The organism is Bacillus sp. FJAT-47783, from assembly GCF_022808615.1.
Classification (GTDB): domain Bacteria; phylum Bacillota; class Bacilli; order Bacillales; family Aeribacillaceae; genus Bacillus_BZ.
This window is the reverse complement of the sequence record NZ_JAKZKS010000005.1, coordinates 21,654-36,983: the sequence shown is the minus strand read 5'-3', so window position 1 is coordinate 36,983 and position 15,330 is coordinate 21,654. Positions and strand designations below refer to the sequence as shown.

12 protein-coding genes and 1 pseudogene are annotated in these 15,330 nt (G+C 38.1%); 11 read left to right on the top strand and 2 right to left on the bottom strand.

The genetic code is table 11. The annotated features are described in order from the left end of the window. The first annotated feature begins 3 nt into the window (after window positions 1-3). The 8 genes from MLD65_RS05710 to MLD65_RS05675 all read left to right on the top strand — a co-directional run bounded on the left by MLD65_RS05710 (window position 4) and on the right by MLD65_RS05675 (window position 9,119). Window positions 4-207 carry a 2-hydroxymuconate tautomerase gene (locus MLD65_RS05710; protein WP_243290923.1) on the top strand — a complete coding sequence of 68 codons (204 nt, stop codon included), beginning with the start codon at window positions 4-6 and terminating at the stop codon, window positions 205-207. After that, window positions 208-1,683: an aldehyde dehydrogenase gene (locus MLD65_RS05705; protein WP_243290922.1), complete on the top strand. Its 1,476-nt coding sequence runs from the start codon at window positions 208-210 to the stop codon at window positions 1,681-1,683. Window positions 1,684-1,813: 130 nt separating this feature from the next. Further along, window positions 1,814-2,059 carry a 2Fe-2S iron-sulfur cluster-binding protein gene (locus MLD65_RS05700; protein ID WP_347709272.1) on the top strand — a complete coding sequence of 82 codons (246 nt, stop codon included), beginning with the start codon at window positions 1,814-1,816 and terminating at the stop codon, window positions 2,057-2,059. A gap of 29 nt (window positions 2,060-2,088) precedes the next feature. Further along, on the top strand, window positions 2,089-3,939 hold the full coding sequence (locus MLD65_RS05695) for a XylR N-terminal domain-containing protein (protein WP_243290921.1): 1,851 nt from the start codon (window positions 2,089-2,091) through the stop codon (window positions 3,937-3,939). A gap of 336 nt (window positions 3,940-4,275) precedes the next feature. Continuing rightward, window positions 4,276-5,409, top strand: a complete 1,134-nt coding sequence (locus MLD65_RS05690) for a DEAD/DEAH box helicase (protein WP_243290920.1) — start codon at window positions 4,276-4,278, stop codon at window positions 5,407-5,409. A gap of 323 nt (window positions 5,410-5,732) precedes the next feature. After that, entirely contained in the window at window positions 5,733-5,972 is a 240-nt protein-coding gene (locus MLD65_RS05685) for a group-specific protein (RefSeq protein ID WP_243291014.1), read from the top strand. A 134-nt stretch (window positions 5,973-6,106) separates the two neighbouring features. Further along, window positions 6,107-7,468 (top strand): aspartate kinase, encoded by a 1,362-nt coding sequence (locus tag MLD65_RS05680; RefSeq protein ID WP_243290919.1) that lies wholly within the window; start codon window positions 6,107-6,109, stop codon window positions 7,466-7,468. 739 nt (window positions 7,469-8,207) lie between these two features. After that, complete coding sequence (locus tag MLD65_RS05675) at window positions 8,208-9,119, top strand: TIGR01777 family oxidoreductase (protein ID WP_243290918.1); 912 nt, start codon at window positions 8,208-8,210, stop codon at window positions 9,117-9,119. Window positions 9,120-9,368: 249 nt separating this feature from the next. Here MLD65_RS05675 and MLD65_RS05670 read toward each other — a convergent pair whose 3' ends face one another. Beyond that, window positions 9,369-10,928, bottom strand: a complete 1,560-nt coding sequence (locus MLD65_RS05670) for a bifunctional metallophosphatase/5'-nucleotidase (protein WP_243290917.1) — start codon at window positions 10,926-10,928, stop codon at window positions 9,369-9,371. 523 nt (window positions 10,929-11,451) lie between these two features. Between MLD65_RS05670 and MLD65_RS05665 the strand changes: the two genes are divergently transcribed. The 3 genes and pseudogenes from MLD65_RS05665 to MLD65_RS05655 all read left to right on the top strand — a co-directional run bounded on the left by MLD65_RS05665 (window position 11,452) and on the right by MLD65_RS05655 (window position 14,460). Further along, the gene (locus MLD65_RS05665; RefSeq protein WP_243290916.1) at window positions 11,452-12,732 is read left to right on the top strand and encodes an AAA family ATPase; all 1,281 of its coding nucleotides are present in this window, start codon (window positions 11,452-11,454) and stop codon (window positions 12,730-12,732) included. Between the two features lie 359 nt (window positions 12,733-13,091). After that, window positions 13,092-13,538, top strand: a complete 447-nt coding sequence (locus tag MLD65_RS05660; RefSeq protein ID WP_243290915.1) for an OsmC family protein — start codon at window positions 13,092-13,094, stop codon at window positions 13,536-13,538. A gap of 252 nt (window positions 13,539-13,790) precedes the next feature. After that, window positions 13,791-14,460, top strand: a pseudogene (locus MLD65_RS05655) (MOSC domain-containing protein). Between the two features lie 29 nt (window positions 14,461-14,489). Here the strand turns inward: MLD65_RS05655 and MLD65_RS05650 are convergent. Then, window positions 14,490-15,272, bottom strand: a complete 783-nt coding sequence (locus tag MLD65_RS05650) for a HipA family kinase (protein ID WP_243290914.1) — start codon at window positions 15,270-15,272, stop codon at window positions 14,490-14,492. Between the last annotated feature and the right edge of the window lie 58 nt (window positions 15,273-15,330).

The window sequence follows — 15,330 nt, the reverse complement described above, 5'->3', positions numbered from 1 at the left end:
GGGATGCCATTTGTTCAAATCAATATACTCCAAGGTCGTTCACCTGAAAAGAAGGAACAGCTTATTAAAGAAGTAACGTGGAAGATAGCAGAGATCCTTGAATGTCCACAGGAAAATATCCGCGTGATGATAAACGAAATGCCGCCGGAGAACTGGGGAATTGCGGGCGAATCGGTGAAAAAGCGACGAACAAAGGTGGAGAATTAAATGGAAAATGTGCAAACGAAAGTAAAAGAAATTAAATTGTTTATTGATGGGGAATATGTGGAATCAGGAAACGGTTCTGTCTTTGAAGTGAAAAATCCTGCAACGCAACAAGTCATTGCTCGTGTTCACGAAGCAACGAAGGAAGATGTCGATCGCGCTTGTTGTGCTGCTCGCCGTGCCTTTGAAGAAGGACCGTGGCGCACGATGTCGCTAGCAGAGCGGTGTGCGAAAATTCGCCGCATGGCGGAAATTATTATAGAACGAAAAGAAGAGATCGCTCGTTTAGAAGCGTTAGATGTTGGAAAACCGTATCCAGTCGCATTAAAAAAAGAGATTCCTCGCGCTGCTCACAATCTTAGTTTCTTCGCAAATTTCATGGAGCAGCAAGGCGGAGAAGTGTATCCAATGGGTGAGGAATATTTAAACTATACACGCTATGAACCGGTCGGAGTGGCGGCGCTTATTACGCCATGGAACTTGCCGTTTATGTTAACGACGTGGAAGCTTGGCCCGTGTCTAGCAACTGGGAATACAGCTGTCATTAAACCAGCGGAAATTACGCCGATGACGGTATCTCTTCTTGGGGAAATCGCAAAAGAGGCAGGCATTCCAGATGGGGTTATTAATGTCATTCAAGGTTTTGGGCCGAATTCGGCTGGGGAATACATGACAACCCATCCCGAAGTTGATTTAATTTCTTTTACTGGTGAAACATCAACCGGAAAAGCGATTATGAAAAATGGAGCGGATTCGTTGAAGAAGGTTGCGTTTGAGCTAGGGGGAAAAGCAGCCAATATCGTCTTTGAAGATGCCAACTTAGATAAAGCGATTCCCGTATCTATTCAAGCTGCCTTTTTAAATTCTGGGCAAGTCTGTCTAGCCGGATCGAGAATTCTCGTGCAGCGTTCGATTTTCAACAAGTTTGTCGATCGTTTTAAAGAGGCAGCTCTTGCCTTAAAAGTTGGCGATCCTCAAGATGAAACGACGGATATGGGACCAGTTGTAAGTGAAGAGCATTATCGAAAAGTGACGAGCTACTTAGACATTGCGCATAGTGAAAATGCAAAGCTTGTTTGCGGAGGAGCTCGCCCTAAACTACCGGATTATTTAAAAGATGGTTATTATTTAGAGCCGACCGTTTACATTCAAGAAAACCCACAAGCACGCATTTGCCAGGAAGAAATCTTTGGCCCGATTGTAACAATTATCCCATTTGATACAGAAGAAGAGGCACTGGAGATTGCGAACAACACCGATTATGGATTAAATGGTGTCGTCTGGACGGAAAATTTGCAACGCGCCCATCGTATTTCCCATCATGTCCGCGCTGGTACGATTTGGGTGAATTGTTGGTTTGTCCGCGATTTACGTGCACCGTTCGGAGGGTTTAAAAAGAGTGGCATCGGTCGAGAAGGTGGGCATCACAGCCTTGAATTTTTCTCAGAGGCGAAGAATATTTGTATCGCTTTGAAATGATTAGACACCACGGGTAAAGTGCAAAAAATAGCACTTTACTCTTTTCCTTTTTTAAGATGTTCGATAATAGGTAGATATTTCTGAAAAATCAGTTAAAATAAAGAGGTGACCGATATTGAAAGCGTTTACCGTGGGGGTTACGATTCCGTTGAGTGAACCGGAATCTTTATTACAAGCGGCTTTGAAGCAGAAAGTGAAGGTTCCTTATGCATGCACTAAGGGTGGGTGTGGGATGTGTAAGGTGAAAATAACAGCCGGACAGTTTCGTCTTGGAGTCTATTCAAAGCGTGCGTTAACGGATGAGGAGCGAGAGGCAGGATATGTACTAGCTTGCCAAACGTACACAAAAGGCGATACAACAATCATCCTTGCTTGAAAAATGAATGAATTAAAAGGGTGAGGATCATGATGAGTGCGGAGAACACGTTTTTAAAACAGCTAAACATTACGTGCAAAAACGGTATGGTTTATGCCGATGATACGCGTTCGATTCTTATTTCGAGCGAAGCTTTCGGCACGCTCAGAAAAGATTTAATTGAAAATATTGGCTTAAATCGGATGAAGGCGTTCTTCTTTCGTTACGGCTGGCAAATTGGTCAGAAAGATGGGGAAAAAGCGCTCGCCTCTTCTTTCGATACGTTAGAGGAGCAGGTGAAATACGGCCCGGTGCTTCACTCTTTGAAAGGTCATGTTCGGGCATCGTTAGAACACTTGAACATTGTAAAGGAAGCTGGAAAAGTCGTTCGCTTTTACATGGAGGGTGTTTGGTGTGATTCTTATGAGGCGATTGAACATGTTCAGCAACTCGGTTTGTCTGATGTACCCGTATGCTTTACGCTCACCGGCTATGCGAGTGGATATGTGACGCACCTTATTGGTGAAACGGTAATTTTTAAAGAAACAGAGTGCGTTGGATCGGGGAGCGATGAGTGTCGCTGGATTGGCAAACTTGCGTCTGAATGGGGAGAGGAAGCGGCGGAGCAAATAGGATATTGTCAAGAGCTTCCGATTCTACGGGAGCTAGAATTAGCCCATGAAAAGCTTTTGGAAGAAAAGAATCAATTAGCAAAAGTGATGCTTGTTCACAAGATGCTAACAGAAGAAATTATAAAAGGTAATCATCTCGATTCAATCGTTCAAGTAATATATGAACAAACAGAAAATGCTGTTTTAATTGAAAATATTCACCATCAGCCGCTCGCATACAAAGGAATTGATGAGGAGTGGTTAAAGCAGGCGCAACAAGAAATCGTTGCAAGATCCCCGCTGGTTGAAAAAACGAAATGGATTCAAACAAACGCATACTACCGCCTTATATCCCCCATTTTTTTACAAGGAAAGAAAGTAGGTTACTGCTCCTTCTTTCTAGAGAAAAGTCAGGTAGATAAACCTGAAATCCTCACGATGTTTATTGAACGTATGTGTTCTGCCTGTTCCTTATTATTGCTATATGAAAAAACGAAATTTGAATCAACCGAACGAATGAAAGGTCGTTTTTTAGATGAAATATTAAGCGGAAAATATGTTGAGAAGCAAGATGTTTTCAAACGAGCAAGTTTAATTTCGCTTGATTTATCTAAAGCATATTATATTATCGTTATTCAATACCATTTATCTGCTAAAGATATAAAAAAGGAACTCATCCTTTACGAACAAATACTTGAAGCAACGGCTCATTTTTTTAAACGAAAAGGATTGAATGTTCTCGTTGGTCAGCGTGATTCTACGATTATCATTTTCTTAACTGAGCCGAGGGAATCGGTATTTGAACTTTGCCAGTCTTTTTTAAAGGAATTAGCCAATCGTTGTATCGTAGTAGAATGTCAAGCTGGAATCAGTTTGAAAAATGACGATATCCTTCATGCACACGATGCTTATGAAGAAGCGTTAACAGCACTAAGAATGACGTCCCGACAGATGCCAGTTGTTACCTTTGAATCGCTAGGGATCGTCGGCATTTTAATTAATAGCAATAATGAAGCGGCTGTAGAGAAAATTGCTAAATATAAGCTTGGAAAATTATATGATGGTGAACTGGATGAGAAAAAAATTGAACTATTAAACACTTTGTATACGTTTTTACTGAATGGTGGAAATTTGGAGGGAACAGCTGAGGCATTAGCCTTGTCTGTAAGTGGTTTACGCTATCGAATGAATAAAATTGATCAAATGCTAGACGGATGCTTAAGGGATCCAGAAACGAATTTTCAACTTTTGCTTTCCTTAAAGTCCCTCAAATCAATTGGCAAACTGTAGCAGGGGTCCCGGCGCCACTATTTTGATTATGATATAATTTAAAAGGGATATCTATTTAAATATGATTCAGAAAGAGAGTGATCTCGTGATTCTAATGAAGGATATTCGCTGGAGATAGAGATTTGAAAATTTCGAAAGGTCATATGACACGAAAGAAGATTACGAATCGATTGATAAATGGGCAAAAAAATATTAGACTAAAGTCACTTCAATAGCACAAATCGTGTTAGAAGTGACTTTTTCAAACATAATAAAAATGTACCCTCAGAAATCATATATAGGAAGAGGAGTTATCACTAAAACGACAGGCGCCTCTGTTCAGAAAAGGAGAACGTTATGACAGAAACTTTACCATTTTTAACAACAATGAAGCCTTTTTTACAGGAGGTTTGGAAAAAGTCTGGATTTAAAAATCCAACCGATATTCAGGTAAAGGCGATTCCTTTGATCATAGAAGGAAAAGACATCCTAGCGAAATCGCCGACAGGAACGGGGAAAACCCTTGCTTATTTATTGCCGTTGTTAGAAAAAATTGATCGTGAAAATAAAAGCATTCAAGTCGTTATTCTTGCTTCATCGCACGAATTAGTCATGCAAATACATAGCGAAATTGTAAAGTGGACAGCGGGAAGCGGTATTTCAGGGGCTTCTTTTATCGGTGGAGCCAATTTGAAAAGACAGATCGAAAAATTAAAAAAGCGCCCGCAAATCATTGTCGGAACACCTGGACGTGTGCATGAGCTGATCAAGATGAAAAAAATAAAAATGCATACGGTTCAAACGATTGTACTTGATGAAGGGGATCAGCTATTAGTACCTGAGCACATCCATACAATTCAAAGCATTGTGAAATCAACGATGAGCGATCGCCAGATTTTATTATTTTCTGCGACCTTAAATAAAAAGACAGAGCAATCGGCAAAAGAAATGATGAATGAGCCTATATTAGTGAAAAGTGAAGCTGTTCAAACAAAGGAAAACGTTGAGCATATTTACTTTGTTTGTGAAGCTAGGGAGAAAGTAGATATTCTTAGAAGAGTAGCAAGAATCGATGGATTAAAGGGACTTGCGTTTGAAAACGATATAGGGGGGCTCGATGTATTAGCGCAAAAGCTTGAGTTTAAAGGAATATCCGTAGGAGTTCTCCATAGTGAATTAAAGAAAGAAATGCGTGCGAAAGCGATAAAAGTTTTTCGTAATGGTGGATATCCTTTACTTTTAGCGACAGATGTAGCAGCGAGAGGCCTGGATATAAAAGGGCTTACCCACGTCATCCATGTTGACTTTCCAGAAACAAAAGCTCAGTATGTTCACCGCTCCGGCCGAACAGGAAGACTAGGCTCTGAGTCTGGTACGGTTATATCGATTGTAACACCGAGAGAAGAACGAAAACTAAAGCAGTTTGCTCGTGAATTAAACATAAAAGTACATAAGAAAGTCTTTGTACAAGGGAAAATGGTAGATGATTAAACGTCAGGGGATGTCCGAAAAGTAGTATTTACGCCCCTAAATCTAAAAAGGTAGACCTAAAGAATGTTGATTTTTACAGCATTCTTTAGGTCTTCATTTTGGAGTATTTTACCTGAATATGAATTTTTTTGGACAGCCCCTTTTGTTGTTAAGGAAATTATAAATTTCTAACATGCGGATTTCTTTCATGACTTGCGGACTATTTTCATAACTTGTGGAGTTATGATCCAAACTTGCGCAAATTTGCACCCAACTTGCGGATACGCTTTTTTTAAGAATGTTATAATAAAATGACAAAAAATATGGTGAGAGGAATGAATAAAATGGGTACATGCAATATCGATCATTCCATAGAGGATGTAAAAAATAAGTTCTTAGCACAATCCAGCGTTCTCCCTGATGAAATCAAAGCATTATTTGAATCGTTTTTTATGAAGGAACATTCTCAAGAGGTACTGAATGAAGTTTTTCATCTATTGAAAAAATATGATTTGTCTTCGGAAGCGGAACAACAGGAGCGAAATGTAAAGTTAACAAAAATAATTACAAACCGTTCGCAGTAGTAACAATAAATGTTTTCTAGATAAATACATTTGTTTTCTCTAAAAATACAAATTTTCTCTTGCATCTTTTCCAAAAACAAGTAATAATAGTAACTAAAATTATTCTGATAATTCTAATATTGGGAGATGTAAAAATGAAAATTGTGAAATTTGGTGGGTCCTCATTAGCATCCGGAGAGCAAATCGAAAAAGTATTTCAAATTGTTGTATCTGATCATGATCGAAAAATCGTGGTCGTTTCTGCACCTGGAAAACGATATGCTGAAGATATAAAAGTAACGGATTTACTTATTGCTTGCGCTGAACAATATTTGAAAAACGGGGAAGTAAACGACTTATTTCATATGGTTATGGAGCGATATGCTAGTATTGCAAGAGAGCTAGGTTTATCTTTTGAAATTATAAAGGAAATTGAAGAGAACTTGTTGGGATTATTGCGCGGAGATCGAAGTAATCCTAATCGGTATTTAGATACGATTAAAGCGAGCGGTGAAGATAACCATGCACGACTGATTGCTGCTTATTTTCAACATCAAGGTATCGAGGCTCATTATGTTAATCCGAAGGAAGCGGGCCTTGTTGTAACCGACGAACCAGGAAAAGCTCAAGTTTTGCCTGAATCATATGATCGTTTATATAAGTTGCGTGAAAGGACGGGTATTTTGATTTTTCCTGGATTTTTCGGGTATAACAAAGACGGAGAGGTAGTTACGTTTTCACGTAGCGGTTCCGACATTACCGGTTCCATCCTAGCTAATGCGACAAAAGCCGACCTTTACGAAAATTTTACCGATGTTGATGCCGTTTACGCTGTAAATCCTTTTATTGTAGAACAACCGAGAGAAATACGCGAGATTACATATCGCGAAATGCGCGAGTTATCTTATGCAGGCTTTTCCGTTTTTCATGATGAAGCGCTTATGCCAGCTTTTCGCGCAGGGATTCCGGTTAATATTAAAAACACAAATGATCCTTCCAAGCCGGGAACACTCGTTGTCAATGAGCGGAACAATACGAATGGACCGGTCATCGGAATTGCTAGTGATAAAGGATTTTGTAGCATTTACGTTCGCAAATATTTATTAAACCGAGAAATCGGTTTCGGACGTAAGCTATTAAATATATTAGAAGATTTTGATCTATCTTTTGAGCATATGCCTTCAGGAATTGATGATGTTTCAGTCATTTTAAGGCAAGATCAGATAGATGATGCAATGGCTGATCAGATTGTCCATCGAATCATGGAGGAGCTTGAAGCAGATGATATCGTGATTGAGTACGATCTTTCCTTGATTATGATCGTAGGGGAAGGAATGCGGCATAATGTCGGAACGATGGCGAGAGCATCTATGGCAATGGCAAAGACCGGAGTGAATATCGAAATGATTAACCAAGGCTGCTCAGAAGTTAGCATGATGTTCGGTGTAAAGGAAACTGACGAAAAAAGAGCTGTTCAAGCATTATATAAGGAATTCTTTGCAGAAGTTCCGGTATAACAAAATAAAGTTGGCATTTGTATTTTTTATCCCACTCTTTACAGGCAGTAAGACCCCCACCACAAGATTCTGTAGTAAAGCAAATGCCCGTAAAAGTCCGAAAGAACGATGTCCTGTAGGTTACAAAAGCCTTTAGGTCAGCCCGTAGGAACTAACATTCAGTGGGGGATGAAAACCCCCCACTGAATGAAGTTTTACTTTATCCCAATCTTGAAAAGATTCTTCTTACCCGACTTTCACAAACTAATGAGGTGAATGTTTCATGAACAAGCTGGTCAAATTACAAAAAGTCATTGACACATTGGAAATGGCGTCTGATGAGCATCTTGCTTTTTTCATAAAGTAACCGGTGAAATCGTTGAGTTTAGTTTAGAAGAATATCGGGCAGATGAGGATGATGAGGATTTGGAAAACTTCCCCGAATGACAGCAGGAAGTCATCGAACGGGCGGATAATGTGATTCTCCTCTACTCGAATTTTCGCTAAAGATCGAATTCAGAGGCACGATAAAAATGAAAATTGTCTATTTTAATCCGATAACTAAACAATTCTTTTAGATTAGGGGGTCTAGTCTCATTATGTTAATGCAGCGCGAGCCAGCCCTTTTTTAACTTTTTGTGGTATAAACATTCGAAATTTTTGGTATAATCTATGTGAAGTAATTCACATAGATTGGTGAAGAGATGAGAGTGAAAAAGAGAGTTCCTAAAGTTCATTTTGAAAGAAATGAGTTGATGAGATGAAAAAGAAAGTAGTCTTAGCTGGTGGCACTGGATTTATCGGTCAATATTTCAAACGAAAATTCATGGATTTAGGATATGACGTCATGATCATTTTCAGAAATCACCCTCATATTACATGGGATCATAAACAAGAAATTGTTGATGCTTTGGAAAATGCAGAAATGCTAATCAATCTTGCAGGAAAGTCTGTAAATTGTCGTTACAATCAGAAGAATCGAGAAAGAATTTTAATGTCGAGAATCGAAACGACCGAAATACTTGGCAATGCGATAGGAAACTGTAAAAATCCTCCTCGATTATGGATAAATTCTAGTACAGCAACAATTTACCGACATGCCGAAGATAGGCCAATGACGGAGGAAAACGGTGAAGTTGGGACAGGCTTTTCGGTTAATGTAGCGAAAGAATGGGAACGTTCATTTTTTGCATTTCAATTACCAAAAACGAGACAAATTGCTTTAAGAATCGCTATTGTATTAGGTGAACATGGAGGTGTGATGACTCCTTATAAAAACTTGGTCAAATTTGGGCTTGGTGGAGTTCAAGGTTCTGGGAATCAAAAGTTTAGCTGGATTCACGTTGAAGATTTATTTAACATCCTTCTCTTTCTGAAAGAGAAGGAGGAATTGAGCGGAGTGTTTAATTGTTCATCACCAAATCCTATTACAAATCGTGAATTAATGGATTGTCTTCGGAAAGCGATGAATCGTAAAGTTGGATTGCCATCTCCGAAATGGATGTTGGAATTTGGTGCTTTCTTTTTAAGGACAGAAACCGAATTGATTTTAAAAAGCCGCTGGGTTATTCCAGAAAGATTAGAAAGAGCAGGATATCAATTTACATATGTACATATTGAAGAAGCAATCCATCAAATACTTGAGAGTCCGGAGTTTGAAATGCAAAAATAATAGGATAACATTCAAAGCGAACATTGGGCCAGTCCTCCAGCGCGCTAAAGTATTTAGAATGCTGGGGCTTGGCCCTTCTATCTCGTGACAGCCTTCATATGTCATAAAACTCTTGTTCTTGGCTGATGAGGAAAAACTTCCTTTATCATCTTTAATTACGCGTTTTGAACTCTTCTTTTGCCTCCACATAAATGGGTACGATCCTACTCATATCATACAGAATTCATAGGGACAGTCTCTTTTACCGGATCATCCCTTCAAAATACGCCAATTTTCATTCACTGTTGCTTCGATCCACTTATTTTGCTCTAAGTATTCAATGATTAATTCAGTCATATCTCGTTGCATTTCTATTACAACTCGTTTATTTTGAAACATCGTATAGCCACCGCCTCCGCTCGCACGATAATTGTTCATGACGACGTGATACAGATGATCCTTTTGTAGTGGCTCACCATTATAAGTCACAGAGATAACCCGATTTCCTGTTTTTTGAGTTAGGTCAATGGTATAGTCGATTCCTTCCCACATATCATAATTAAAATGTTGCGGTTTTGGTTCTGAAAACTGTCTATTTACAATAATTTCATCATTTCGAAGGTCAAAATAGGTAGCACAACGCTCTAATGCTTCTTTTATATCCTCCCCGGTAACTTCAAGTACTTTTAATGTATTGGGATAAATATAATTCGTTACGACATCGCGTATCGTAATGGATTGGCTGAACCCTTTTGCGGCATTATTGAAAAGCGCTGTACATGAAATTGGTGCACCGGTTGCGTGCATTTGAATTTTATTAATAAATTCCACATACGGATGTTCTTTCAAACGTGCTTGAAACGTGTCATGAATCTCAAGCCCTCCATTTGAACGCGCGATTATTTTGTCCAGCCACTTATGAGTTCTCTCTTCAAAAGGGCGTACCGATTGTAAAATGGACTCATCTGGTGTTACATCATCCCACTGAACGACTTGGCTATTCATTTCCTCAACTTCCCAACGGTTATTTCTCTTGGTGAATTCAACTGTCACTTTTCCAATCCCTTGTCCATTAAAGCCTGGTTGAATAATGTGAACCCCATTGATTTGGCTAGCCATTTGCTGGTGTTGATGCCCTGTTAACAAAATATCGATCCCGTTGATTTCTTGACAAATTTTGTATGCTTGATTTTCTCCCGTTTCTTCTTCAATGGCTTCTCCAGTATGGATATCACGTTCAAAGCCACCATGATAGGAAACGATAAATAAGTCGGGTTTTTCAGCTTGTTGAATAGAAGGAACCCATTTTTTTAATGATTGAACGGCATCTTCAAACAGTAGTCCTTCAATATGATGAGGGTCTTCCCAATTCGGAATAAAATGTGTTGTTGCTCCGAGAACAACTACTTTTATCTCACCAAATTTTTTGATTATATACGGTTGACCGAACGTAGGCTCATTCGTTTTTTCGTCTAAAATATTGCACGATAACCATGGGAATTTTGATTCGGACATGGCTTTTTTAAAAAAATCAAGACCAAAATTAAACTCATGGTTCCCAACAACAGCTGCATCGTACCTTGTCTCATTTAAAAGCTGGATAATGGGGTTTGGGTGATCTGATTCATTTTTGACGTGGTACAGCATAAAGGGGGAGCCTTGGATAACATCCCCATTATCAATTAATAATACATGTTCTTCTTCCTTTCGACTTTGCTGAACATAACGATAAATATAGCTTATTCCTTGCTTTATGCGATCGGATTTATCTGCTAGGTATGGGAACATGTGACCGTGAATATCGCTCGTTTCCAAAATTGTAATTCGCATAAACAATCTCCTTTTATCTATTTCGTTTCTATATTCTGCATTATGAAATGAAAATCATGTTTCACTGTTAATCCTGTCGACACAAGTCAAGAAGATTACGACACCTATATACTACCCTTTTTCGGGTAGAAAAATGGTTTGATGTTTATCCCACTCTTAACGGGCAGTATGACCCCCACCACAAGATTCTGTAGTAAAGCAGAGAAGATAGGTGGGGGACAACTGCCCCAATATTCAGTGGGGGATGAAAAAAACCCCCACTGAATGAAGTTTCACTTATTAAATGGCATAACGAGTTCCGAATGAAGGATATTACTGTGAATTAGTAAGAGCTTCAATACGTGTTGTTGTATATAATAAATCCTCTTTGGGAAAGTGCAGTTATCAAAATCATCGTTTCCCCTATGTCACTTTAAAGTGGAAATTTTGATTCTCGTATTCTCCTTTTTTGATAATAATGTTGGATTTTACGAGAATATAAGGTATTATCTAAATATTGACATTTTTAAAGGAAGGGAACGAAATGAAACAAACGTCAACGCTTATCCAACTTCAAAATATGAAAAGAGAAGACATGCCGCACTACTATGATGTGGCTGTTATTATGGGGAAGATAAAAGAAGCGATTTTAGCCGAAACAGGAGAGGAATTTTCTGTATTTTCATATAGTGAAGATATGGATGAATTATTAGAAATCGTACAAGAAACGTTGCTGAAAGATCCAAATGAATCGAAATTAATTGCTCATATTTTTGATAGTCTAGAAAAAGGAAGAATTAAATATAGTACGATTCATGGCGATCAGCGGTTTGTTGAAGAACCGTTGCTGAATAACGCCCTTTATTATTTTCCCCGCTTTCAAGTAGCTATAGCAAAGCTTCCTATTTATCAAAGTCATGAAGATTATGAAGAGATTTTCTTATTAGCGAAAGAAGGGAAAGCGATTACCTCGTTTTTAGATGATTTGTATAAAAAACAGCGTGAAAGCATGAAGGGGTATATCAATTTCATCGTTGGGACAGATGAAGGAATTGAGCGTAGTAAAGAAGAATTTACGGATCAAATTCAACGGGAGGATGTCCTTCTGGCAGAACAAATGAAAAAAGAAATATTCCGTTCAATTGATGAATTTTTCCAAAATGAAGGAGAGTTTTTCAAAAAGTATAACCTACCATATAAGAGAGGGATTCTTTTATATGGAGCGCCGGGCAATGGAAAAACGACCCTCGTAAAGTCAATTGCCGGAAGCACATCAGCTCCAGTTGTGTATTGGCAAATTACTGAATTTACGTTCAGCTATACAATACAAGAAGTGTTTTCAACAGTATATAAATTAGCGCCAGTCATCCTTGTCATTGAAGACATTGACTCGATGCCGGAAGAATCTCGATCTGTCTTTTTAAATACACTTGACGGGGCATCAACAAAAGAAGGAATCTTTTTAATCGGAACAACAAATTACCCTGAAAAAATCGACCCAGCATTAATTAATCGGGCTGGACGTTTTGATCGTGCATATGAAATTAAACTACCAGACAAAGAAACTCGGGAACGTTATTTACGTAAAAAGAAAATACTTGAGTTTATATCAGAAGATGAATTAATACATTTAGTCAAACAGACAGAAGGGCTATCTATTGCACAATTGAATGAATTATATACAATGATCGCCCTGCAATGGCACTATGACAAAAAAGTCGACTTAAAAGCGATTATCAACGATCTTCAAACAAACAATAAGCGAACGTGGCGACAAGATTGGTTAGAAAATCCGATTCATTCGTCCATTGGATTTGGTGGATAAATAGAGTGATCCCTTAGTTACCGAACTAGGGGATTTTCATTTTAGAAAAATTTCTTTAGCTGAATCTTCTTTAAACATTTTTTTAGTTATTTCATAAAGTTTAAACTCGATAAAGTGTGATATAAGGAGATGTTTACGTATAGCGAGGGTCTTCTAGCCACTCATGAATTTAAAGGCAAAGAGCATCTTTTATTTATTTACCCGAGGCTAATCAAGGCGCTTGCACTTTTATTTAAAAAGACTTTCCCTCGGTCACTTTAACTTTTTAGGTTCCAGGTACTATAACGTGCATTGTGACGTTCCCTACCTTTATAATTAAAGAATAAACTGTCTGAAAAATTAAAAAGGTGGGATTCTTTATGGAGAAACATTCTTTTACTGTTAGAGGGCATTGGGAAGGTGACAGGTTCGGACAAGGAAAAATAAATACAGATGATTTTGAGACCGTCGTCTCAGTACCAAAACAACTAGAAGGACCAGGTATCGGAACAAATCCAGAGGAATTATTCATTTCTGCAGCGACAAATTGTTACATGATTACTTTTGCCGCTATTTTAAGCAAGCGAAATGTTGAGTATTCTAAAATTAATATAATCTCTGAAGGCATTGTGACAAAAGATGGAAAGCGCCTAAAATTTGAACAAATTATCCATAAACCTGTTGTTTATGTGTCGAAAAGTGAATCGATTGAAGCCGTTAACAAACTAGCTCATATGGCAGAAAAATCTTGTTTCATCTCACAAACTCTTAAAGGGAACGTTAAAATTACGGTAGAACCTATGGTGAAATCGATCGAAATAGGATGATTTAACATACTCCGAAATATTCTCTTAACATATAAAAATTGGAGTGATGAAATTATTAATCGAAAATTCGTTCAACAACAAATAGAAAAATACACGGCTGACGAATTAAAAAAGTGGAAAAAGCATGCTCAAAAGTGTTTGAATTATTATATGAAATATCGAAATGAATTTGAAATGGAAGAATGTCATTTTGTCCTATCCCATATTGATAAGAGATTAAAAGAGTTAGATGAATAGTGCGGAGTTGATATAATGAAAAATTCAAAATTGGAAATCGTCTCTCTTAATGTCGGCAAGCCGAAAGTGATGAATAATAATGGAAAGGAAGTTTTATCAGGCATCTATAAAACTCCAGTTGATAAACTCCTTTATTTATCAAAGCTTAATTTTGAAGGAGATCAACAAGCCGATTTAGTTCATCACGGTGGAGTGGATAAAGCGATTTGTGTATATCCTTTTGAGCATTATTCTTATTGGGAAAAAGATTTAAACCTAACATTAAACTACGGAGCTTTTGGTGAAAATTTAACGGTAAAAGGAATGACTGAAGATCGAGTGCATATCGGGGACATTTTCCAACTTGGTAGTGCGATTGTTCAAGTAAGCCAGCCAAGACAACCATGCTTTAAGCTGGCAAAACGATACAATATAAAAGACCTCCCATTAAGGTTTCACCGGTTTTTACTTTCGTGTTTTGAAAGAAGGGGAAGTTGAAAAAAATAGCCCGTTGAACCTTCTTGAGGCTGATCCAAAGAAGATTTCCATTCAATTTGCCAATCAGATTATGCATCATGATAAAAAGAATATTGACGCCATAAAAGAAATTTTAAATGTAGAATCCCTTTCGACAAGCTGGCGAAATACGTTCGAAAAAAGGTTTAATGGAGTAGAGACTGATTCGACGAAAAGGTTGGAAGGATAAGAAGTAGAGTTCACAACTAATGGGTAGTATTACCTTTTACCATTCATATATTTTTTGACAAATGTATACACGGAATCGGCCAATGTTTTTTTCCGTTCTTTAAGATAGGTGAAAAGTGCTTCTCTGTCTTCAAGTGACACGTCCCAATCCTCAGGAATATCCCGAATGACTGCTTCGATTGATGCTTCTGGCAATGACAAAATTTGTTCAATATAAGAAGATATAATCGTTAAGTCTTCCAGCATACCTACTGTCCATATATGAACGACTGAATCCTTTTTAAACTTTTTAGGTTTTTGCAGCGTTTCTGCATTCCATTTGTATCCTCCTAGAAAACATTTTCCGTGATCAATCATATGAATGTCATATTGGCCATCCGGCAGTCGCTCTAATAGAATGTTGCTTTTTGTCCGATCGGCTCCATGCACCCAATGGTCGAATACGAGAATGCCGGCTAAATCTTTAGGATTTTTAACATCCTTTTTAGCCGGATGTGGAGGTTTCTTCGCAAGACCAACGCAATGATCTATAAATAGACTGGCAAACTGGTTGCCAGGTTTGTAGTTAGAAGAAAACGTTTTTGGAATTTGCTGAATTTGCTCCTCTGACATATTGACAATTTCAAATGGTACAACAGGCAAAGACAGTAGTTGTCCTAATCTAGCAACGACGAATTCATTTACGAGCTCCCTTGTTCCATGGAAATTATTTTTACATTTAACCGCATAACGATTACCATCACTAAACGAAAATAAATGTGCAGCTTTTCCCGGCAGCGTCTCTAAATATTTTACCGGTTCTATCGATGTCATGTTCGACTACCCTCCCTTTTATTAGCATACATTACTATATTCAATAGAAGTAGAAGAG

What these genes read in the sequence shown, in the direction of transcription:
- MLD65_RS05710 (WP_243290923.1), top strand. Translation starts at nt 4, where the DNA reads ATGCCATTTGTTCAAATCAATATACTCCAAGGTCGTTCACCTGAAAAG.
- MLD65_RS05705 (WP_243290922.1), top strand. Translation starts at nt 208, where the DNA reads ATGGAAAATGTGCAAACGAAAGTAAAAGAAATTAAATTGTTTATTGAT.
- MLD65_RS05695 (WP_243290921.1), top strand. Translation starts at nt 2,089, where the DNA reads ATGATGAGTGCGGAGAACACGTTTTTAAAACAGCTAAACATTACGTGC.
- MLD65_RS05690 (WP_243290920.1), top strand. Translation starts at nt 4,276, where the DNA reads ATGACAGAAACTTTACCATTTTTAACAACAATGAAGCCTTTTTTACAG.
- MLD65_RS05685 (WP_243291014.1), top strand. Translation starts at nt 5,733, where the DNA reads ATGGGTACATGCAATATCGATCATTCCATAGAGGATGTAAAAAATAAG.
- MLD65_RS05680 (WP_243290919.1), top strand. Translation starts at nt 6,107, where the DNA reads ATGAAAATTGTGAAATTTGGTGGGTCCTCATTAGCATCCGGAGAGCAA.
- MLD65_RS05675 (WP_243290918.1), top strand. Translation starts at nt 8,208, where the DNA reads ATGAAAAAGAAAGTAGTCTTAGCTGGTGGCACTGGATTTATCGGTCAA.
- MLD65_RS05670 (WP_243290917.1), bottom strand. Translation starts at nt 10,928, where the DNA reads ATGCGAATTACAATTTTGGAAACGAGCGATATTCACGGTCACATGTTC.
- MLD65_RS05665 (WP_243290916.1), top strand. Translation starts at nt 11,452, where the DNA reads ATGAAACAAACGTCAACGCTTATCCAACTTCAAAATATGAAAAGAGAA.
- MLD65_RS05660 (WP_243290915.1), top strand. Translation starts at nt 13,092, where the DNA reads ATGGAGAAACATTCTTTTACTGTTAGAGGGCATTGGGAAGGTGACAGG.
- MLD65_RS05650 (WP_243290914.1), bottom strand. Translation starts at nt 15,272, where the DNA reads ATGACATCGATAGAACCGGTAAAATATTTAGAGACGCTGCCGGGAAAA.